This window comes from Oligoflexus tunisiensis (assembly GCF_001748245.1).
GTDB lineage: Bacteria > Bdellovibrionota_B > Oligoflexia > Oligoflexales > Oligoflexaceae > Oligoflexus > Oligoflexus tunisiensis.
In genome coordinates this window covers 44,090-65,683 of the sequence record NZ_BDFO01000001.1, presented here as the reverse complement: position 1 = coordinate 65,683, position 21,594 = coordinate 44,090, and the positions used below count along the sequence as shown (strand labels likewise).

The 21,594-nt window shown below is 52.1% G+C and carries 21 protein-coding genes; 6 read left to right on the top strand and 15 right to left on the bottom strand.

What is annotated here, in order from left to right; all coding sequences use genetic code 11:
- Window positions 1-2: 2 nt before the first annotated feature.
- Window positions 3-1,592, top strand: a complete 1,590-nt coding sequence (locus OLTU_RS00295) for a hybrid sensor histidine kinase/response regulator (protein WP_141730777.1) — start codon at window positions 3-5, stop codon at window positions 1,590-1,592.
- Between the two features lie 13 nt (window positions 1,593-1,605).
- Here OLTU_RS00295 and OLTU_RS00290 read toward each other — a convergent pair whose 3' ends face one another.
- Window positions 1,606-3,318, bottom strand: a complete 1,713-nt coding sequence (locus tag OLTU_RS00290) for an amidohydrolase (protein ID WP_141730776.1) — start codon at window positions 3,316-3,318, stop codon at window positions 1,606-1,608.
- 140 nt (window positions 3,319-3,458) lie between these two features.
- Between OLTU_RS00290 and OLTU_RS00285 the strand changes: the two genes are divergently transcribed.
- Complete coding sequence (locus OLTU_RS00285; protein ID WP_176736213.1) at window positions 3,459-4,715, top strand: Kelch repeat-containing protein; 1,257 nt, start codon at window positions 3,459-3,461, stop codon at window positions 4,713-4,715.
- Here the strand turns inward: OLTU_RS00285 and OLTU_RS00280 are convergent.
- Entirely contained in the window at window positions 4,661-5,128 is a 468-nt protein-coding gene (locus tag OLTU_RS00280; RefSeq protein ID WP_141730774.1) for a hypothetical protein, read from the bottom strand. The two genes, OLTU_RS00285 and OLTU_RS00280, sit on opposite strands and share 55 nt — an antisense overlap.
- 54 nt (window positions 5,129-5,182) lie before the next feature.
- On the opposite strand from OLTU_RS00280, the gene OLTU_RS00275 reads away from it, so the two are divergent.
- Window positions 5,183-5,566: a VOC family protein gene (locus OLTU_RS00275; RefSeq protein WP_141730773.1), complete on the top strand. Its 384-nt coding sequence runs from the start codon at window positions 5,183-5,185 to the stop codon at window positions 5,564-5,566.
- A gap of 57 nt (window positions 5,567-5,623) precedes the next feature.
- Here the strand turns inward: OLTU_RS00275 and tnpA are convergent, their stop codons facing one another.
- Window positions 5,624-6,151 (bottom strand): IS200/IS605 family transposase, encoded by a 528-nt coding sequence (gene tnpA / locus OLTU_RS00270; protein ID WP_369696328.1) that lies wholly within the window; start codon window positions 6,149-6,151, stop codon window positions 5,624-5,626.
- A gap of 59 nt (window positions 6,152-6,210) precedes the next feature.
- Between tnpA and OLTU_RS00265 the strand changes: the two genes are divergently transcribed.
- Window positions 6,211-7,677, top strand: a complete 1,467-nt coding sequence (locus OLTU_RS00265; protein WP_245676800.1) for an RNA-guided endonuclease InsQ/TnpB family protein — start codon at window positions 6,211-6,213, stop codon at window positions 7,675-7,677.
- Window positions 7,678-7,797: 120 nt separating this feature from the next.
- Window positions 7,798-8,829: a glycoside hydrolase family 43 protein gene (locus OLTU_RS00260; RefSeq protein WP_141730772.1), complete on the top strand. Its 1,032-nt coding sequence runs from the start codon at window positions 7,798-7,800 to the stop codon at window positions 8,827-8,829.
- Window positions 8,830-8,894: 65 nt separating this feature from the next.
- Here OLTU_RS00260 and OLTU_RS00255 read toward each other — a convergent pair whose 3' ends face one another.
- The 12 genes from OLTU_RS00255 to OLTU_RS00200 all read right to left on the bottom strand — a co-directional run bounded on the left by OLTU_RS00255 (window position 8,895) and on the right by OLTU_RS00200 (window position 19,724).
- Entirely contained in the window at window positions 8,895-10,760 is a 1,866-nt protein-coding gene (locus OLTU_RS00255; RefSeq protein WP_218109753.1) for a hypothetical protein, read from the bottom strand.
- Between the two features lie 127 nt (window positions 10,761-10,887).
- On the bottom strand, window positions 10,888-11,934 hold the full coding sequence (locus tag OLTU_RS00250) for a S66 family peptidase (protein WP_141730770.1): 1,047 nt from the start codon (window positions 11,932-11,934) through the stop codon (window positions 10,888-10,890).
- Window positions 11,935-11,969: 35 nt separating this feature from the next.
- Window positions 11,970-12,752, bottom strand: coding sequence for a hypothetical protein (locus tag OLTU_RS00245; RefSeq protein ID WP_141730769.1), 783 nt, complete (start codon window positions 12,750-12,752; stop codon window positions 11,970-11,972).
- 137 nt (window positions 12,753-12,889) lie between these two features.
- On the bottom strand, window positions 12,890-13,885 hold the full coding sequence (locus tag OLTU_RS00240) for a trypsin-like serine protease (protein ID WP_218109752.1): 996 nt from the start codon (window positions 13,883-13,885) through the stop codon (window positions 12,890-12,892).
- Window positions 13,886-14,152: 267 nt separating this feature from the next.
- Window positions 14,153-14,707: a hypothetical protein gene (locus OLTU_RS00235; RefSeq protein WP_141730767.1), complete on the bottom strand. Its 555-nt coding sequence runs from the start codon at window positions 14,705-14,707 to the stop codon at window positions 14,153-14,155.
- Entirely contained in the window at window positions 14,704-15,111 is a 408-nt protein-coding gene (locus OLTU_RS00230) for a cupin domain-containing protein (RefSeq protein ID WP_218109751.1), read from the bottom strand. The genes OLTU_RS00235 and OLTU_RS00230 overlap by 4 nt, the downstream gene beginning before the upstream one ends.
- Window positions 15,112-15,173: 62 nt before the next feature.
- Window positions 15,174-16,133, bottom strand: coding sequence for a shewanella-like protein phosphatase (locus OLTU_RS00225; protein WP_141730766.1), 960 nt, complete (start codon window positions 16,131-16,133; stop codon window positions 15,174-15,176).
- Window positions 16,134-16,218: 85 nt separating this feature from the next.
- Window positions 16,219-17,397 carry a chromate efflux transporter gene (gene chrA, locus OLTU_RS00220; RefSeq protein WP_176736212.1) on the bottom strand — a complete coding sequence of 393 codons (1,179 nt, stop codon included), beginning with the start codon at window positions 17,395-17,397 and terminating at the stop codon, window positions 16,219-16,221.
- The gene (locus tag OLTU_RS00215; RefSeq protein WP_141730764.1) at window positions 17,394-17,969 is read right to left on the bottom strand and encodes a phosphatase PAP2 family protein; all 576 of its coding nucleotides are present in this window, start codon (window positions 17,967-17,969) and stop codon (window positions 17,394-17,396) included. Before OLTU_RS00215 ends, chrA begins: the two co-directional genes overlap by 4 nt.
- Window positions 17,966-18,403 (bottom strand): DoxX family protein, encoded by a 438-nt coding sequence (locus OLTU_RS00210; protein ID WP_141730763.1) that lies wholly within the window; start codon window positions 18,401-18,403, stop codon window positions 17,966-17,968. Before OLTU_RS00210 ends, OLTU_RS00215 begins: the two co-directional genes overlap by 4 nt.
- Window positions 18,404-18,443: 40 nt before the next feature.
- Window positions 18,444-18,575: a hypothetical protein gene (locus OLTU_RS00205; RefSeq protein ID WP_245676799.1), complete on the bottom strand. Its 132-nt coding sequence runs from the start codon at window positions 18,573-18,575 to the stop codon at window positions 18,444-18,446.
- A gap of 345 nt (window positions 18,576-18,920) precedes the next feature.
- Window positions 18,921-19,724, bottom strand: coding sequence for a class I SAM-dependent methyltransferase (locus OLTU_RS00200; RefSeq protein WP_141730761.1), 804 nt, complete (start codon window positions 19,722-19,724; stop codon window positions 18,921-18,923).
- A 535-nt stretch (window positions 19,725-20,259) separates the two neighbouring features.
- Here OLTU_RS00200 and OLTU_RS00195 point away from each other — a divergent pair.
- The gene (locus OLTU_RS00195; RefSeq protein WP_141730760.1) at window positions 20,260-21,549 is read left to right on the top strand and encodes a coiled-coil domain-containing protein; all 1,290 of its coding nucleotides are present in this window, start codon (window positions 20,260-20,262) and stop codon (window positions 21,547-21,549) included.
- The last annotated feature ends 45 nt before the right edge of the window (window positions 21,550-21,594 follow it).

Genomic DNA, 21,594 nt, shown 5'->3' with positions numbered 1-21,594 from the left:
CAATGCAGGAAAAGGCATGTCTCCATGTCCTCATCATCGAAGATTCAGAGGATGACCTTTTGCTTCTTCTGCGGGAGCTGCGCAAGGGGAGATTTCAAATTGAATACTCCTGCGTGGCGAACGCTCAGGATCTGGAAAAAAGCCTGGAGGGTCATCCCTGGGATGTTATCCTGTCCGACTATAATCTGCCTGGATTTGGGGCTATGTCGGCTCTCGCCATACTCACCAGGCGCGAGCTGGATATTCCTTTTATCATCGTCTCCGGCGCCGTGGGCGAGGAGACGGCTGTCGCGGCGATGCGGGCCGGGGCGCATGATTATGTGATGAAGGGGAACCTCGCGCGTCTTCTGCCGGCCATCGAACGGGAACTGCGGGAGGCTGCCAGCCGGAAGGCCCGGCGCGAGGCGGAACAGGCTGTGTTCAGGGCCAAGGAGGAGGCGATTGCAGCCAGCCGGGCCAAGAGCAATTTTCTGGCCCAGATGAGCCATGAGATTCGCACACCCCTTGGCGCCATCCTGGGTTTCTCGGAACTCCTGCTGGCCTCCCATGACGATGAAGAGACGCGTCGCGAGACTGTGGAAATTATTGTTCGCAATGGTCAGAACCTGCTGCAGATTGTCGATGAGATTCTGGATATGTCGAAGGTCGAGGCGGGCATGCTGAGCATCGAGAACATTCCCTTTTCGCTGCCTGAAATGCTGAACGATCTTGAAAATCTTTTCATGCCGAAGGCGCGTGAAAAGAACCTCCAGCTGAAATTTTCACGTGAGCTGCGGCTGCCTCAGGAAATTCAGACCGATCCGAATCGCCTGCGACAGATTTTGATCAATATCATCGGCAATGCGATCAAGTTCACCTCGAGCGGCAGCGTCAGTCTTATGGTGAGTCTGGCCGAACCCCAGGATGGGAAGCAGACCCTCGAGTTTACGGTGACGGATACAGGCGTCGGGATTGCCCGGGAGCTGCAGAGCTTTCTCTTTAAACCCTTTTCCCAGGCGGATTCCTCGATTTCACGGCGCTTTGGGGGAACAGGTCTGGGCCTTGCCCTTTCGAAACAGCTTGCGCGCCTTTTGCAAGGTGACCTCGTCCTCACGGCCAGTGAACCGGGCAAGGGCAGCACCTTCACCCTGCGGGTGGCTGTTGATGTGAAAGAGGCTGAAACCCAAGTCGCAAGGCAAGCGCCTGTGCAGGACTCCACGGGGTCGCACCTGCAATTGAGTGACGTGCGCATTCTGCTCGTCGATGATTCCCAGGACAATCGTCTGCTTGTCACCCGAATATTGAAATCGTCGGGAGCGATTGTGGATATTGCCGTCAATGGGCGGGAGGCGATTGACAAGGCTTTGGATCAGGTCCATGACCTGGTTCTGATGGATATGCAGATGCCCGTGATGGACGGTTATGCCGCGGTACGGGCCCTGAGAGATAGGGGCTTTCCCAAGCCGATCATCGCTCTGACGGCCAATGCCATGAGTTCAGAGCGCATGCGCTGTCTGGAGGCAGGCTGTGATGATTTTCATCCGAAGCCGATTGATCGACCGGTGTTGATGCATCTGATCAGCAGCTATGTAACACCGCCACCGGCGACCTAAGCTGCCCGGTGGGTTAGCCTCTTAAGCCGGCCCATTCCTTTTTGTTTTCGTGCACGATGCGACCGTTCGTTATGGTCATCAGCACCTTGGCCTTCAGGATATCGTGTGGTCTTTTGTCCTGAACAAGCTCATTCAAATCACTGTCGAGGACCACGATGTCAGCATATTTTCCAGGCTCCAGGGTTCCCATATCCTTGTCCCAGAAGGCGGCGAAGGCTGCGTTTTTCGTATAGGATTCCAAAGCCTCCGCCATGCTCAGGTGTTGGTCAAAGCTCCAGCCCTTGGGTGGATGGCGTTCCTGGGTTTGACGGGTGACCGCTGCGTAAAGGCCCCAGAGTGGATTGGCGGATTCCACGGGTGTATCCGAACCGCTGACCAGGACGGCTTTGCTCTGCCGCAATTTTTGCCAGACGTAGGCGCCCTCTTCCATGCGGCCCATCCCAATGCGGGTGGGAACCCAGGGTGCATCGGAGGTGAGATGCGTGGGCTGAACTGAAGCGATGATGCCGAGTTTTCCGAAGCGGGGAATATCCTGAGCATCCAAAATCTGGGCATGTTCCACACGCAAACGCAGATCGGTTTTGGGAAATTCCTTGATCACGCGTTCGAATGCATTCAGAACGCTGCGGTTGCTGCGATCACCGATCGCATGGACGGCTGTTTGAAAGCCGGCCTTGGCAAAACGTTTGGTAGCCTGGTAGACCTGCTCTTCAGTGAGTATTTCCAGTCCGGAATATCCGGGCTGGTCGGCATAGGGTTCGAGCATCGCCGCGCCGCGTGAACCGAGGGCACCATCGGCCATGAGCTTCACGGAACGGATCTGCAGCTGATGATCGCCTTTTACCACCGGGCCTGATTTCATATAACGGTCGAGCAGGGCTTCATCCGATCCTGAAAGCATGACGTTCACCCTGAGAGGCAGTGCGCCCTCGGCCAGCAGCTTTTCATAGATGGCAATATCTGCGGCGCCAACACCGGCATCATGGAAACTCGTCAATCCCAGTTCCACGCAACGGGCCAGGGCGGCCCGGATGGCTTTTTCGCTTTGCGCGGGTGATTCAGGTGGAATGATGGCGCGTACCAGATCCATGGCGCGGTCGACCAGTATGCCGGTGGCTTCGCCCTGGGCATCACGGATGATCTTTCCACCGGCAGGATCCGGTGTCTTGCGGGTGATGCCGGCCTTTTTTAAAGCCAGAGTGTTCACCCAAAGGGCGTGACCATCAATGCGGGTCAGCGCCACGGGAAAGTCGGCGCCCAGTTTATCAAGGTCCTGACGGCTCGGAAATTCCTTGCGGGACCAAAGATTCTGGTCCCAGCCGCGGCCGAGAACCCATTCTGATTTTGGGGTTTTCGCGATCTCCTTTTTCACCTTGTCCTGAACCACCTTCAGGTCTGTCACGCCGGAAAGATCGAGACGGACCAGCTGGTAACCAAGGCCTTTTAAATGGCCATGACCTTCATGGAAACCGGGATACACGGCCTTGCCCTTGAGATCAATGACCCGCGTGGATGGTCCCTGCAAGCTTTTCAGTTCCTGCGCGGTTCCCGTCGCCACCACACGCCCACCCTGGATGGCAAGGGCTTCCACCTGCGATTTTTCCGCTGTCATGGTGTGAATCCTGGCATTCGTCAGCACAAGATCAGCCGGGGCTGCGGCCAGAGGCAGGGTGAAAAAAAGGAGGCCGACCATGCCGTGAAGCCAGGTGGAAAATCTTCCTGTCATAGTTATTTCTCCAGATTGGGTCGTCGAGGGCGTTTGAACATGGGTCGGAGATTAGCCCTGTTTCAGCCCATTGCCAAGAGCGGAGAGAGGGCAGAGGATAGTGGGTGCCATGACGCCCAGGAATGCGAGGGGGATTTTTCATGAATCATAGGCCGGATGTTTTGGAATTTGATGCCGCTTATCATCTTGCAGGCCATCTCAAAGTGAAACTCCTTTTCAAATCCATAAGCCTGGCTTTGGTTCTGACCAGCTGCCAGACTGTGCCTCCAACGTTGGAGCGGAAAATCGGGTGGACGTTCCATCCTGCTCCGGCGGAATTTGGTCCTGTGGCTCACAGTTCCTGCGGGGTGATCGAGGGCACGATCCTGGCCTTCGGCGGCATCAATCCGCAGAAGGCCTCGCCTTTGAACAGTGACCTCGTTTTGTATGATGACAGGACCGGAGATTGGCAGCAGATTAGTGCGGAAAATGGCCCTGTGCCGCGAAATTTCACGTCCTATGCTGTCTTTGATCAGGCCCTGTATATCTTTGGAGGGGAAACAGCTTATAGCAATGCCGTGGCGGATGCCTTTTCCTATGATATCAGGAGCCGGAGCTGGACGGCTTTGCCGCGACACAGAGGTTTGATTCCCCGAAAACAGGCGTCGCTCACGCGCGTGGGAAAGAGTCTTGTCCTCTTTGGAGGCCAGGGACTGACGAGGATTACAAACTGGGGGCGCTATGATGTGGACAGCAGGAGCTGGCGGACTTTTCCCGCAGAGCCCGGCATGGAAGCCCGTGTTTCCCACATTGCCTTGAGTGTGGGTGAATCCAAACTCTTTGTTTGGGGTGGTTTCATCGGTCAGGAGAGGCGCGGGGATGGCTTTCTTTTGGATGTAAAATCAGGTGAGTCGCTGGATATTGCCTCGACATCCACGCTCGCGCCGCGGGCCAATGCGCGTGCTGTGCACATGGGCGGTGACGTCTTTATCTGGGGCGGAGCCACAGAGGATGGAGATTCCAATACCGGGTCCAGTTATGACCTGGATCGCCGTCAGTGGCGCAGCCTTCCTCCGATTCCGGATGCCCGCTATGCCCAGCTCCGAGCAGCGGAAATCGCGCCCTGGGGAACCCAAGGGTTTTTGCTCTTTGGTGGGCGGTTTGGGACGGAGGATTTCAACGATCAGCTTTGGTTTTTTGATGTCGGCAGGCGGGAATGGTCACTCCTTCGATCGAATGAAAGCCCTTCGGGACGCATGGCGCATTGTTTTGTGGCCCTTGGACCCAACAGATTTGCAGTCTTCGGGGGCATGGGCTATGCGAAGGGCAGCCAAAGTCTGGAGCATAAGGATGGGATTTGGATTTATGACGGTCTTCTCCACGGCCACCAGGATCCCTTCCCGCGACCGAAGGATTGAGCCGCCTGTTCCAGGGGATTCCGCACCGTAATGCCGCCGACCAGAAAATAAACAGGAACAAAGAAAGGTCCCAGAATCTGGTACTGCCAGGTGTGGGCCTGCTCATGCAAACCGAGATTGACCGTGTTATCACCGTAGGCCCCGAAATGATCCGGCGCCGTGCCCTTGCCATAGGATATGGTGTTGCCGAGCGTAATCGCGGAATGGGGTATGGCCAGCGGGTTATTCACGAATTGGAAGGCATTGTTTCCCAGAAGGATCTCAGGCCGCACCGAATACCAACCCCAGTGGTGGGCCAGACGTCCGGCTCCATAACCCAGGACACCGTAGACTAAACCAATCAGGGTATAGGGGGCCGCCCAGGCCTTTCCCAGAGTATCCGCCAGCCATCGTGCTGACCCTGTTTTTCCCAAGTGAACTTTCCTCCGGGTTGAGAGTAGAATCCAATGCAAGATGGAGGTGCACGGATGCTCACACGAGGAGCCCTGATCAATATTGATGTTCCGGACATCAAAAAGGCGGAAGCCTTTTACTGTGGAGTCTTTGACCTTAAGGTTACGCGGCGCATCGGGCCCGATGCCGTGGAATTGTCAGGCCTCGGAGTGCCCTGCTATCTGCTTGAAAAGGCCAGCGGCACACCGGCTTTCCGCGGCGGCTCCCACCCCAGGGAGTATAGCAGGCATTGGACTCCGGTACATCTGGACATAAGCGTGACGGATATTCATGCGGTGCACAATCGGGTTGTGGCCGCGGGCGGTCACGCCGAGTCCGGAATCCGCGAGGCGCCCTATGGGAAAATCGTATTGATGTCGGATCCGTTTGGTCATGGGCTTTGCCTCATTGAGCAGTAGCTCGCCGCAACCCTCTTCCTTTAGGGGGAGGTCAAGGCGAGCTGCCAAGGTTTCGCGCTAGCGAATACCGCCGCTCTGTTCCTTCCCCTTTGCTCCCTTCCTTACCCAGGTCTTGTCCTCGTTTCGCCTTGCTCCCGTAAATCTTTTGGACTGCTCGATATGCTTTTTCTCGGACGGCTTTCTTTGGCTTTCGACATAGGAGCGGATCACTTCGAGCGGAGCACCGCCGCAGGATACCACGCAGTAGCTGGGGCTCCAGAAGTGATCCCCCCAGAGCTTTTTTTTGATCTCAGGCCAGAACTCCTGCCTAAGGACATAGCTCGACTTTCCTTTAAGCTTTCCAGCCAGAGCTGATACGGCGGTTTTTGGGTGCGCAGCGACCAGAAGGTGAACATGGTCGTCCTCCCCGCCAAACTCCAAAAGCTCGCCCCCCATCTGCTCCATCGTCTCAGAATAGACTTCGTTCAACCTTTCGAGCATCTCATCAGTGAGAACTCCGCGCCGATACTTTGTAACAAAGACAAGGTGAATGTGATTTTTAAATATGCAGTGTCTTCCTGTTCTCCATTCAAAATCACCAGACATATGCTTGACTCCATTTTCTCTTTTCCATAAGATAGCGAAAGAATATCGAAAGGTAAATCATGCTTACAGGCATTCGACTGAAAGCGAACGTAACAGATCACCAAAGGCTTGTTTTAAGCCAGTGGATGGGCTGCGCACGCTTTATCTGGAACGCCAAGTGTGATGAATACCGCTACCATTCCACCTATGCGCGAAAGTATTTCCCCATTGGAACCTTTGCGCCTATTGATAAAAAATACTCACACTTCAAAAATGACGAGCTTTCTCCGTGGCTTTCTGATTGCCCGAGCAAGATCCTTGCAAACTCAGCCTGCAACTGGTTTGATACTTACCAGAACTTCAAGCAGGGCCGCTGTGGAAAGCCAAAAAGAAAGAAAAAGACCGGAAGCGGCAGCATATATCTCACTCGTGATCTTTTCCGCTTTGAAGTGTGCCCTGATGGAGTAAAAAGACTTTTCATCGGGGCTGAGCGCAATAACATCGGCTTCCTTTCTCTTAAGCTCCATAAAGGTTTCAAGGAGCCGGCGTCCCTTTATATTAAAAAGCGTCACGATGAATTCTGGGTTTCCTTTTGCTATGACGACGGGAAGGATGAAGGCGAGCTTTTATCCCAGGCCGACCACCTTAAATACCTTCGCGGCCAGTCCCAGGAGTTTTTGCAAAACCATGTCATCGGCATCGACCGGGGAGTCAAACGCCCAATTCAGGCAGGTGAACAGTGCTTTGACTTTACCCCAGAGCAAAAAAAGAGCATGGATCGCTCCAGGCGAAACCTTGTTCGCTACCAAAAACGCATGTCGCGTCAAGTGAAGGGCTCAAAGCGCCGTCACAAAACAAAAGTCAAACTCTCAAATACCCATAACGATATTGCCAATATCCGAAAGGACTTCTGCCACAAGGCTTCTCGCACGTTGGTCGATCAAAAGGATTCGAGGGTTTTTGTTCTCGAAGACCTTAGAACAAGGCAGATGACCGGAAGAGCCAAGGCCAAAAAGGATGATTCCGGCAGGTGGCTTAAAAATGGAGCCAAAGCCAAATCCGGTCTGAATAAGGCCATCCTTAATGTTGGCTGGCACCGTTTCGAGGAATTCTTAAAGTATAAAGCAAACCGGGCCGGCAAGGCCTGGTTCAAAGTACCCGCCTTTCAAACCTCTCAGGAGTGCGCGGCTTGCGGCAGCACTCATCCCGGCAATCGCAAAAGCCAGGCGCTTTTTAAATGCGAAAGCTGTGGCCACACTGATAATGCCGATCATAACGCGGCAGAGGTTATCAAAAAGCGAGCAATAGGTCTTATTTCAAACTCCGGATCGGAGTTGTCAAAGAGGGGTGTCTTGTCCCTCTCTGACAGTGGACGTGGAGCCATGGGTAAGTCGCGGCGGGCCAAAAGCTCCCGCGCACCGGGCGAAAAAGGGCTCCCATCAGAATACTTTTCTGATGGGCTACAGGAAGCGTCAAAAAAGAAAAAGAAGGATCGAATGGCTTTGCCTTTGGATTTTTCTTTTGAAGCCTCACCCCTTCAGGGGTGACGGTAGATCACTTTAATGAGCGGGGTTATGATGCTCTGTGAGCAAAGGCTGGCATCCCAGCGGGATCTTCCCTATATATTGCATGTGTCTCGATCAGAACCCTGGCGTGAGGATCGATGAATGCAAGTATATACCAATCCCGTGCATGCTGAATATTTCGCAGACCCCTTCGTGTGGCTTTATGAGAATGAGTACTATGCAATCGGCACAGGTCCTGCGGATGCCGAGGGGCGTTCGCCGCCCCTCGGACGACCCTGTGTTTTTCCACTCCTCCGATCGAAGGATCTCATCCATTGGCAGAACGCCGGCCATGCTCTGGTGCCGCCCGATGAAAAGCTCGGACATAATTTCTGGGCGCCCGAAATCGCCACGGAAGGCGGGCGCTGGTATCTTTACTATTCCGTGGGTCACGGCGACAAACTTCATCAACTGCGTGTGGCCGTGAGCGATTCCCCTCTGGGACCTTATCTGGATTGTGCTCAGCTCACCGATCCCAAGGATGTGCCGTTTGCCATCGACCCGCATCCTTTCCGCGATGATGATGGGAAATGGTATCTGTTTCATGCGCGGGATTTTCTCGATACAAAGACCGATGCCATGGGCTCAATTCGAGCAGGAACGGCCCTGGTGGTTTCTGAGCTCGAAACGATGACCCGCCTTTCCTCGCGTGTGCACACGGTGTTGCGGTCCTATTGCGATTGGCAGCTTTTTGCAGCACAGCGGCCGATGTATGGACAGATCTTTGACTGGCATACGCTGGAAGGACCTTCGGTGATCAAGGAAGGGGGGCGTTACTACTGTCTTTACAGCGGCGGACGATGGGAGGCGGAGACCTATGGAGTCGATTATACGGTCGCCGATCATGTGCTGGGGCCTTATAAAATTGAGGTGGGAATCGAAGCGCCGCGCATTCTGCGGACGATTCCAGGGAAGGTGATTGGACCTGGGCATTGTTCAACGACCTTCGCGCCGGATGGGGTCACGCGGATGATTGTATATCATGCGTGGGATCCGGACATGCGGGCGCGGCGGATGTTTATTGATGAGCTTTATTTTGATCGTGGGGAGCCGCGGTCAGATGGCCCGACATGGATGCCTGCGGAGCTGCCGCAGGGGACGTTACGGGATGTGGATATGGGGGCCTCGGTTTAGTGGATGGGGCCTGGAGCCGTTGCTCCACGATGGGGTTCAGCCTGCCTGTTTCATAGGTGGGATCGTCACACCGCATGACCATGAAGCGGAACCAGGTTTCCTGCACTTTCACTCTTTCTGGAGTTTAAATGTACATAGAAGAGCCTCTTGGCTGCTGGGTCGTCTCTTACGACCACTCCACCTTCACCAAGTTCATATTCAGTGAACTCTTTCCGTAGCTCACGATCAAGGCTTATATGGACTTTCTCTTGAATAATCATTATGCTGCGCCCCTGATCTTTAAGAATAAGTTTTCGCATTCCCTCATACCGCGTTGACAAGATTAGGGCTCTTCCAAAGAGGTCATATTCTTTCGCCCCAGAATCTGGATAAAATCCAGACAGGCTATCAAGAGCAATACCAATACCGCAGCATATAGGTGTGTCCAGCTGAAGAAACTGCGATTCTTCCAGAAGGATTTTATAGAAGCGCTTTGCGAGATTTACGGCTTCATTTGCTGTATTAGGTGAAAGGGCTTGAAACGGATAACCAATTGAGCAAAGGAACCCATCGCCCATTTCCTTTATTCTGTATGCTGTTGACCTTAGGTTTTCACCATCATATCCATCAGCCATGACACTGTTGCATCTTGCAAAAAAGTTTCGATAGAATTCCTTTATACGAACATGCTGTATTTGAGAGCTACCTATTATATCAAAGCTAATGACACATGCTTCGCCAGGATGCGTGGGCATGGTCTTTTCAAGTTCAAAGGACTTCTTTATTAAATTGATTTGGTGTGGATAGAAAACCTTTTTAAGCTGCCTATAGGCGTGCTCGTTCTGCTTAAATGTCGAGTTGATCGACATCGTTAGCACAATGATCATGCTAAAATAGAAGACCAGCGACCAGAAATGCATAGGTATGTGAATACCCCGCGGGGCAAGTTCGAAGTGTCTGGCTATTTCCAACATGGAACTAATAAAAAGCCCCATGAGTCCAAATCCTACAACATTGCTGAAGGGTTCTTTATCTTTCATAGCTAATAAAGATCGAACAAAAATCGTTAAAGTTGCAAATGCAGTTACGGATTGACCTATATGTACAGTCGATAGAATTCGCACATAGCCGGATATAGAAAGAATAATGGATGCAGCAGCAAAAGCCAGTACAAGCCAAAATACAGTCCGCATGAACATGTAGTGTTTTTTCGAGAATATCTTTTCAAAAAAAAGAAAGGCAGGCAGTGGAACCAACAGTGTAGAGAAATGAAAAACATGGAAATTCAGATAGTAATTTTTGAATACAAACTGGCCCAAGACATTGGTTGGAACCAACATCAAGACGTTAGCAAGGAGAAATGCAAACAGCGACAGATGATGAATTTCTCTAAGTTTTAAATTCAGGCAACTAATTATCAGAAGAATAAGGGACATGAAATAGAACAGAAGCGCCACGGAGGAAACTGCGAGATTTGAAGAGAAGATGTCTTGAAGCAAGTTGGAGTAATTTCCTACCACGACATCGTAGAAAAGGCCTAAATTAACATGATCGGAATAGAGACGTATATAGAGGTGGTTTCCTTGATAATCAGCCGGAAGTCGTATGAGTGCGTGGCGAAACCCAGCAAATGTATCGTCCCCGAATTCAAAAAGAAGTTTATTCTTGAGATAAACCTTAATGGCGATATCGAAGCCCGGTATCAGAATCGTGGGATCCTTGACGTTCAAGTGCGTTGGCAACTTGACTCGCAACCATCCAATTTTATTCCCGTTCCGATGAGGAGGACGTGGGAGGTCTGCATGAAAGGCAGTCCAAGCGTTGTCATGAGTGTCAATTTCATAGGAATCAAGCTCAGTTCCAGGAGGAAAATCCCTCCAGTGATATTCCCAATCCAATAGCTTTATTGGTTCCGAAATTGTCCTATCCTGTGCCCGTAGGAAGGGCATCATGGAAAAGAATATGATGAGATAACGGATTATTTTACCCACTATGCATGCGGCCTTTAACTGATCTATAAGAAGATATTATAGAACGATGGGTATTTCATGCATACGGAATATTCTTCCTACTTGAGGCTTAGACAACTGATGAGTCGAGAATCGTTAGGCGACGCTCAATAGCATCCATTTCCATCAAAGCCCCATAAGGCAAAATCAGCATGGGCAGCGTATGTCCAAAATCAACATCGAAGCAGATGGGAAGATTCTGCTTTTTCTCCTGTTTCCGCACGATTCCGAGGACACTCTGCTTGATCTCCCAGGCAGTGTAATCAGAAACTTTGATGTGATGGCGGCCGATGATCAAGCCCTGGATCTGGTCCAGAATTCCCTGAGCGGCCAGATTTTGAAAAAACCAGCGCGTAAATTCCGCCTGGGCCATTTCATAGGACCACTCGAGAAACAGGATTTTGTCATTCCAAAAGCTCCTTGCGCGTGGCCAGATTTCCGTTCCAATCAAGAGAGGGCAAATGACCTCAACACAACCTCCAAAGAGTCGGCCTTGGGCTTTCGTTCCCCCCTCGGCCCAATCCCAGCCATTGGCCTGACGCCCGCGGACGGGATGCTTCAGCATTTCAGGTTTGTCCCAGGGCAAAGGTTCCACCGGCTTCAGGCCTTCGTATGGTTCCAGCACACCGATGGGGTCGGCCTGCATCAGTGTTCTTTCGAAGCTGGCCTTCGTGTAGGGATGAATGCCGCCGCCGTCGGCTATGCCGTACATGACGGTTGGGCTGTAATAACTGCGAACGCCTGCATGAAAGAACATGAGGTGGACCGCGGTGATATCGCTCATTCCACAAAAGACCTTGGGATACTGGCGGAGCTTGTCGAAATCCATGAAGCGCAAGAGCCGGATGCTGTCTTCGCCGCCTATGGTGGCGATGATTCCCTCGATATCCGGCCGCTCCAGGGCTTCATAAAGATCAGCGAGGCGAAGCTGGGGGGTTTCCGTCAGGACCTGCTGTGACGCCAGAGTGTGAGGCATCGCGACGACATCAAAGCCAAAGGCTTCGCGGAGCTGCTGGACGCCCCAGTTATAAACTCCAGGGAATTGGTGGCCAGCGGCCGACGAAACGCTGACAATGGCAACCCGGGATCCGCGGCTGAGGCGTTTGGGGATAATCATGAGTTCCTCCAGGCAAGCTTATCCCGCCCCGTGATCTAGAGCTGAACCGTCATCGCTTTCCGGGGCGGGCGCATGCGAAAGTAGATCAGCAAGGCCAAAGGACAGGCATAGCTCCCTGCCCGTTCAATAAACTCCCACATCGGGGCGCCCGACAAAGGATAAAGGAGTTCCGTGCAGATCTTCCAGATAAAAATGCCCAGAAAGATCAGAGGTGACGACCAGCCCAGTGCAGCAAAGCCCAGAATGATTTCAAACCAACCCAGCATCATGAACGACTGAGGATCCAGGCTCACTCCAACAGCCTGCCAGTGCTGCAGCAGCATTTTCTTTTGCATGAAAGCGCCGAATCCACCGTGACCAATCAGCAGGAGAGCCGTGGACATGCGCAGAACGAATATGGCCTTGCTGAATCGATGGTTGGTGTCTGGCATAAGGCGCGAGAAAAGTTTATGGCGATCAAAACCCCAATTGGAAAGCAAAAGGAGAGCAAACGGGGGACCATAGTTGCCGGCGCGCTCCAGAAATTCCCACCAGCCGAAGCCTGCCAGAGGGCGGCACATGGCGGTCCAGAGCGCCCAGAACGTCATGAACAGGAACGTGATGGGCATGGGGCGGAGCAGGGCCAGAATTCCCAGCGAAATGTCCATGACCCCAATCCATGGCATCAACTGAAGTGCCATGCCTTCCGAAATCCCCACAGTACCGAAGAATGGACACCAATCCTGCTTGGCCATGATGCCAAAGGCGCCGTGACCTATGAAGCAGAAGGCAGCACCCACCTGGCAAACGCGAAAGATCGTTGGATGAATCATTTGCATAGGACACCTCTCGACTTCATTTTAGATGGCTGTGTCGAAAGGAGTCAAACAAGGGGCTGGGAAGCTTACCCATTCCCTGAATCGTTCAACGCAAAGGAAAAAGCTCCGGTTGAACCGGAGCGTCGTGCTGATGTTTTTTATTGAACGACCGTTGTGCGATCACATGCGTCCTTGCTTTCATCCTTGAGCAGATAAGGCAGTGGCGTTCCGAGTTTCTCGTAGGCACAGCTCATCCAGCCTTGATGCGCGGTGATGTCCATCAAGGTTCCACTTCCCTGGGTGCAGCTGCCGTCGCCGGAGCGGCCAGGACCGGTGGTGGTACTGAGGGTTTTCAAACACATCCCGTTTTCGCTCAGAATGTAGCTGGGCCCACCGGAATCACCGAAGCAGCCACCCTGCTGTCCTCCAACCTGAAGCTGGATTTCCTTGAAGTTTCGATCGAAAAGAGCGACCGCTTTTTTAACCTGGGTGAGGGGGCGATCCTGCATGTCATCGTCGGAATAAGCTCCGTAACCGGCCAGGGTCACCTCGGTTCCAGCCTGGAGATTCGCCGTGGAGCCGACCGGTGCGATGCCAAAGCCCTGCGGGATCTTGCCATCAAAAGCAATGACGGCAACGTCGAAGAGTCTGACGTTGGGATAACCATTCTGCCCGATGGCGAGGCCCTTGTAATCGGGGTGTACGGAATAGCCTTTTACCTTCACATCAGGACTGGTGGCAGGCATGATTCCAAATTGAATCTGCATGGTATTAATCGCCGGGCTCTCTTCGAGGCAATGCGCAGCTGTGCTGATCTGGTTGGGACCTATGATAGTACCCGTGCACATGCCCTGGCCAATGATGAGGCGCACGGTGGATTTGGCCACCATATCATTCATGTTGGTCGGGGTTCCACCCACGATGCCGAGGCCACCGCAGTAAGTCGGAACAGGAGTCGATGTCGGTTTTGGTTCGGGCTTTGGATCCTTCGAGCCCTTGGGTTTGTCGGCATCAATGTCATCTTCGCCTTCAGAATCCTCTTCATCATCCGCGAGGATAGGATTCTGATTGCCGACGGGCGCGTTGGCGCTTGTTTGTGAACCTCTGTATCCAGCTGATTCCTGGGTACATCCTATGATCGGTATGCATGCCATCAATAAACAGATGAAAATAGTCTGCTGAGTCATACTCGGCCCTTTCTTGCGTTCGAAATTTTAGCTTGCAAGCGGCCCATTGCAAGGGGTGCACCAAATTCTTACGCGCAGTATGTCTCGCGTAAGATTGGGAAATTCAAGCGATGAGTCTGTCGACGGCTGATCATTCGACTGTCACTGCTGTATTTTTTCACAGACTGGGAAAAGGATCCGCTTTTTCGGCTTCCAAAGTGATAGGCCAATGCCTTGCAGGTTTTGGATATAACGCTATTTTTTGGACATGGTGTGAAGGAGCATAATGAGATCGAGAACGAGGCGATAGGGCTGAGGATCCTGCAGCGATTCCTTCCAGTGCTTTTCAATAATAAGGTCCAGTTCCTTGTTTTCAGAGAAATTATTCAGGATGACATGCACCTGACAGTCCGGTCTGCTGCTGCGCGACCCCATTTGGGGTGGACGGCACTGGGATATGATGTGAGCGTGGCTCCCTTTGGGTTGCTCCTTATTGTTGCGGAATTTTTGGATATGGGATGAGAGGCAGCTTTCGATAAAGGAGCTGAAGTTTGTGCTGCGTTCCAGCTGGACATCAAAGGGGCCTTTGTTCTGAATTATCTTGAAGCGTGCGTAACCCGATGGATAATGCCCATTGTGCATTTCAGAAAAACAGGACCGCATTTCATAGGCCAAAAGATTTTCGGATGTTCCTTGTCCGTTCTGCTCGCTCCAATTTGGAAAGAGCCGGGACCGGGCGTCGCCCGCCTGTGCGTTCCGCGGGAAGATGAAGACGATGACCAGCAGCAGGATAAAATTCACAACTTTCACTTCCGCGCATCACCTGGTGGGTTCTCCCGGAACCAGTCCACGATGGAGGGCATATCCTTTTCGAAGCCGCCAGGAATTGAAAAATTCAGGAGGCCGGCGCGCTGGTTGGTTCGATTCTCAAAATCATGCTTCATGCCACCGGGCGCGATGAGAAAGGAACCTTTCGGAGCATCGATCCACCGGTCGCCAAGCAGAAAGCTCAGGGTTCCTTCCAGGACATAGAAGACATCGTCCTCGTCATGCGAATGCGCACCAGGGCCGTGGGTATTGGGCTCCAGCCACCACTCTGATATGGAGTAGCGATCGCCGGTTTCCTCGCAATCGGCTTTAAAAATGCTGCTGATTCTTCCCATTGGGTAGGATCGTCCTGCGCCCGGTAAAAGAAATAGCCCTTTCCTACTCATGTTCGCCTCCTGCACGTCTGGTCTTATTATAGGCTTCCGGTCGCAGCCTGAACAGTCCCTTCTTAACGTGGGGCTGACAGCACCTTGACGTTATCACCCTGGATGTCCAGGACCTGAACATACTTTCCCTTGTAATAGGAGGAGAGACCGACATCAATGCGCCACACCTGGTTCTGGCAAGCGGCATTGATCCCGTTGTCCTGAACGCTGTGTCCCACCACCATGCGTTTGGCGCCCAAAGCTGCCAGGGTTTCCTTCAGCATGCCACAGGCCTCCGATGTTGGTGTGTCCGCGGAGTAGTCGCGCATCCAGAGGGGGCCCTTCGAATCCTTGACGAAGGATGGACGTTCGGATTTGCCGGACATCCACGCGGCGACCTCTTGATTCATGGAATCGATGCCTGCCTTCACATGCTCGGGGCGGATGCCACCATGTGCAAAGGCTGTGTTGCCCACGACCAGCATCACCGGGCGGGTCGCCAGAATTTTCGCATATCGGCCGCCCGGGAGAAAGGCGGCCGCGCGGGCCTGCTGATGGCTGGGCAGATCGGGAATTGGAGCCATGGTGGACGGGAGGTTTTCGGTAAAGTCCTTGAAGGATCCATCGGTCACGTAGCGGAAATCAAGGTAGACGTTCATCGCCTCATGGTTTCCGGAAAGCGGATACACCGAGCCGCCAGCAGCCTGAGCCTCGGTCCGCAGTCGTTCGAAGAGGTCGATCACCTGTCGGTCGTCGTCACCGCGGTCGATTTCATCGCCGGTTTGCACAACGATCATGTTGCCGCCAATCCAACGGCCTTTTGCGTCGACCGCTCCGGCGAGCTGCAGGGCTTTCATCGCTGCGGCAAGGTCACCATGGATGTCGCCGATTGCGACGATACGCTGGCTTGAGGCTGGGCGGAGTGGGGTGGTGGCTTTGAGTTGGGTCACGGCTGTGGGGTCGTGCGAGGGTTGACCGGAAAGGAGTTCACAGCCGAGCAGAGTGGAAATGAAGGCCAGGGCTAAATAGGTTTTCTGGTTCATGTGCTGGGAGTCCCCATGAGTTGAGTTGTTTGATCTGATGTTTATCAGCCGCGACGTGCGAGTAATGGCTTTCAATCGATGCCTCTCAGTTCATTCCGACCAGTAGACCAATCAATCCACCCCCGAGCACCAACCATGCTGAATTCACTTTATATCGGATAAGAAGCACGGCGCTACTTGCGGCTAAAATCAAAGTAGTGATATCGACCAATGCGCTGGTCGTAAGCTGTAGAGTAACAACAGCCATAAGCGCAAGTGAAGCAACATTCACCCCATCCAGGAATGCGCCAGCCAATTGCGACTTACGGAGTCGAGGAATCAATGGCCCGCTAAGTGCTACAAATATAAATGCAGGCAGGAAGATGCCAATGGTGGCAACCAATGCCCCAAGGTTCCCCGCGATCAGGTAACCAATAAATGTCGCCGTCGTAAAAACCGGACCAGGCGTGACCTGACCGATGGCAATCGCATCAAGGAGCTGAGACTCTGTTAACCATCCCAGCCGCTCGACGAGATCAGCCCGGAGAAAGGCTAGCAAAACGTATCCGCTTCCGAAAAGGACGGACCCGACTTTCAAAAAGAATAAGAAGAGACCTCCAAGGGAAGCTGGGACACCGAAGGACGCTGTGGAGACGGCAGTCCCCTGGCTCAACCAGCTCAATAGTACCCCGCCCCCGGCCATCGCAGAGCCGCCATCAGCAACCTGAGAGCGGCCCTTGACCCATCGCAGAAGCAGCATGCAGAGTCCCGCGCCGAATAAAACCGCCAGTTCGTTTATACCCAGATAGTTGAGGCCCGCGGCGATAATGCCAACTGCTGCGAGAACCCTGGTCTTGACTGCGGACTTGCTCAGTCCCCACAAGGCCTGGGCAACAACTCCAATGATGACGGGCTTGATACCGTAGAGCAGGTGAAGGACTTCCGGCTTGGCCCCGAATTTGACATAAGCCCACGCACAGGCTGTCACGATCAGCGCTGCGGGAAGGATGAATGCTGCGCCAGCAATCAATAGTCCGGGCCAACCCCCACGGCGATGGCCTAAATGAATCGCGAGTTCGGTTGAGTTTGGGCCAGGTATGAGGTTGGTTGCACCCAAGAGGTCAAGAAATTCTTCACGGCTAACCCATTTACGACGCCTCACAATTTCGTCTTCCATCATGGCGACATGCGCAGCCGGACCACCAAATGCTATGGTACCCAGTTTCAGGAATAACCAAAAAATTTCCTTCCGATGAGATACGGAATGCTTATTTGTCGATGTCACCAGTGCATCCTAGGATTTGTCTTCGCAACTCGATTTCGCGTATTTCCAGCCAGCAATGACCAGCAAAGATACATGAGAGTTCCTATGGTGCCACCCAACAGAAATCCTACAACAATATCGCTTGGGAAGTGCACGCCCAGGTAGACCCTCGACATGCCAGCGACGAGCGGGAGGAGAAGAAGCCATAACGACGACACCGTCCGCAGAAAATATATACCAGTGACGGCGACGGCCATCGTGTTGGCAGCATGATTGGAAGGCAAACTGTAAGTCCCTCCGCAGCTTTCCGCTGCAACTCTAACATTTGAAAGCTCATGGCATGGACGTAAGCGGCCAAAAGATGGTTTCAGCACACGAAATGCGATAACGTCTGCAAGAGCAGCAGACAAGGACGCAACCACCAACAGGTTGAGCCATGCTTTCTTTTTGAATACAACAGAGCCTATTAATAAGATGACACAAAGAACCACAGCCAGAATTTCGCTTGAAATCAGACGCATCAATGGGTCCAGGGCTGGAGTGCCGAGCTTGGAGTTGAACAGTTGAAGGAATATCGTATCAAAATAGTTCACGACTTCCTCGAATTGAGAAGCTTATGATCGAGAGACAATGCCCCAGCTCCCACAATCAGAAGGAAGATCGACCCCATGAGCATTGAAAAATCTGTTCTGGCGTCATGTGCCATCTTCCAAAATCCCTTATCCAGGAGAATAGGCACTTTGGTGGAAACTATTGCGACTGACATGATGCCTATGAGAGGTATTACAGATAGTCGGGTTAAAAAGCCTATAAGCACAAGTGTGCCAAAGACAATCTCATTGACTCCCACAAATGCAGCGACAAATTCAGGATTCGAAAAGCCAATTTTTTCAAAGCGGCCGGCACCTATATCAGCAGGAAACATGAACTTTTGAACTCCCTCTGAGAGGAAGATCAAGCCAACCATCAGTCTGATCAAAATTGCAGCCTTAGGCGCGTTCGATTTTAATAGTTTTTCCCATTGCATTCCAGTCATCCTGCTTTTTCAAGTCTCGAAGGACATCGCTTTATTCTTCGAACAATTCGCTGAATAGCTCTTTGACCTTCTCTTTTGCTGCGGCGAGTACCTTGCGGCCCGATGTGGTAGCACGATATTCGCGACGCAAGCTCCGACCATTTCTCAGTTCAACAGATTTCAAATATCCTTTCTTTTCCATCCTATCCAAGTACATACACGATTACGGAACGGCAAAAAACCCTATTTGCCTTGGCCGATTCGCTCCGAAGGTCAAATGGCGTCTTTTAAAACAGGACATCTCCCAATACCTGCCAAATGTATGGTTTTTTATCAAAGGCCTGGGCCGAAGATGCGATGTGGGTACCAGCAGGAAAACAGCACGGTTCTGACTAACGCCATCGGGGCTTGCAGATCAGGCCAGCTTGAGGGCTGGCGTTTGGCAGGAGCGAATGTTTCCGCAGGGACAGAACAGAGGCTGGAGCAGTGGGTAACTTTCGAAATGGAACAGATCCGGCTGTCCCGCGATCTAGTCTTGTGGCTTATAGAGAATTATCCGCAGGTATTCGTCATCAGCGGTTTGAAGTGGGTAGCTGTGCAGGACCGTGATAGGCAAATTGAAAGGACTGCTTTCCAGCCACAAACCTGTTCCATGGACCACGTCGCGGGTTCCGGAAAAATTGGGGATATCGTGGTTGGCCTTCTTTGTATCCTGAGTCGGCTGGGCGTCAGCTATAACAACATATTGGTATTTTTTCAGCTTCGGCAAAACCTTGAGGATGCTTTCATTGGATAAATGCTGAAAAACCTGGCGGATGATGCAAAGCTCACCATCGGGCAGTTCGTCGGTTATCATATTTCTTTGCAGAAAGTTGATCCGCTCGTTCCCGAATTTTTCCTGGTTATATTCGATCAACGGCCGCACGATATCGCAGCCGGTATAGTTAATACCCGGTTGTTGGGCCAGGTGACGTCCGACGCGAAAGTCACCGCAGCCCAGATCCACGATGGAATTGATATGATGCTTGCGAATGAAATCCTGCATGAACTGGATGTAGGGCAGGTAAGTCTCTTCGATGGAGCCCGTACCGGAAAAAAAAGGCGAATCGCTGCCCTTGCCCCATTTGCCTTGTAAATAAATATCGGTGAAGACGTCTTCAGCAGTTTTGGATTTAAGGTGCCACAATTTGACGCTCCGCAGGGACCTCAAAAAACCCTTTGGAATAAAACGCTTGGCCTGTTGAATCATAGTAGTCTCGTGGTATGAAGTCGAATGATGGCTAATTATACACATAGTTTCATATAACAAGATCAACGATTGCGCCAGCGTCACTTACCGTGGAGTGCGAGTATCCTCGCTTGGACCCAGGTATGGACAACAAGGATTGTGACACTTCCCACCACCTCAAAGCTCATCTTTGCTGAGATGCTCTTCGGTCTTGAATCACTGAGAACGATTTCTGCGACCTTATACTGAATCAGAAAGTTAACCGTCTCAGTTATTTTTTGGTCCTAGCCTGCCCAGGTGGCGATCTCTTGCGCTTCTGATTCGTTCCATAAAGGCGATTCTTTGAAACCATAAACTCCTTGGCAACCAATGGATCCAAATGAATTAACGATGACCGATTTTCTTTGACCGTTAAAATCCGTAACGGTTAAAGTTAATAATCTTATCAATATTTCCACGTATTCATCTTTTGATTTCTTAATATTGATCGGTTGACTTCTTTTCCTCTCTTCAATTATTCATCAGACGCGATGGGTGCTCTTCGCTCATCAATATAAGATTTCAACCCTATTCCATTTTCTGTGGACCAACATCAGCTCGCAGCTGGTGAGGTATTGTTTTTTCTTTCACTGGAGTATTCATGCAAATCAAGACACACTATGTTCTGGGCCTGGCTCTCGCTTTTTCTTTGGTCGCCTGCGGCAAGGATGAAAAAACCAAAACCGTCACAGTCGAAAATCCCAAAACTGTCGAAGCCCTCAAAGCGGCTGAAACGGAACGCGACAAGCTGAAAGCCGAGTTGGAACTCGTCGGCAATACCGAAGACGTGAAAGCCGAACTGGAAAAGGCCAACGCCCGCGTGGCTGAACTGGACAAGAGCATCAGTGACAAGGAAACCGAGATCGAGGCGGCAAAGAAGGAGCTTGAAGAAGCCCGGAAAAACGGTGACGCCAAGGCTTCGGAGCTGGAAGTCAAGGTCAAGGACCTGGAAGGTCAGAAGGGTGAGCTGAGCAAGGAACTGGAAACGGCCAAGAGTGACAAGACGCGCCTGGCGGCTCAAGTGGAAACTGCTCAGCGTGACGAAGAGCTTTTCAAGACTCTTCTGGACTATGCCGTCGCCCAGGACGCCAAGGACCGTGCCACCATTGGCGAAGCCCTCGATAAGGATATCCAGGCTATCGAGAAAACCCTGGAAGGTTTGGCTGGTAAGGAAGCCGATTTGAAAGCGAACATCACCACACAGGCTGAAGTTGTGGTGAAAGCGGCTGAGAATCTGGCGCATGTCAGTGAGAACATGAAAGGCGTTTATGATGCCTTGTCCGCGCGCGCGGAAAAAGGTGAAACGCTCTCCGCAGCTGATAAGTCCACTCTGGAAACATTGAAGGCTTATTATGATGCAGCGGCTGCAGAAGCGGCTGAAAAGAAAACCAAGGAGACGCTCGAAAAAGCAATCGGTGGCCTGAATCAGGACATCGCGACACTCAGTGCGTCCCTTGCAGCAGCTGAAAGCGATCTGGCCAAATACCAGGAAGAGCTTTTGGCTCTGGTTCTGACTGACAGCAAACTGGAGACTCCTCGGGCCAAGGAATTGACCTCGTTGATTGCAGATCGCAAAGGCAAGATTGCTCAAGCGATCAGCGACAAAGCGGCCAAAACCTCGGCTTTGGCTGAGCAGGACAAGCTTTTGACCGAAGCCAAGGGCAAGATCGAGGCGCTTGTCAAAACTCAGAATGAAAAGCTGACCGCTTATCAGGACAGCAATGTCTCGGCTGCTCGCGATGCCCTGACCAACGCTGAGAAGGAATTGGACGGTCGGGTCGCGGCTTATCATCAGTTTCAAAAGGACACTGCGGATGCTCAGAGCAAAAAAGCAGCCCTGACCGTTTTGAAAGAGTTTTACAATGCCAAGTTGAAGCCAGCTCAAGACTAAGAGTTGGGGAACTTTTGGGTCTCGTTTTAGGGTGGGTTCCTTGAA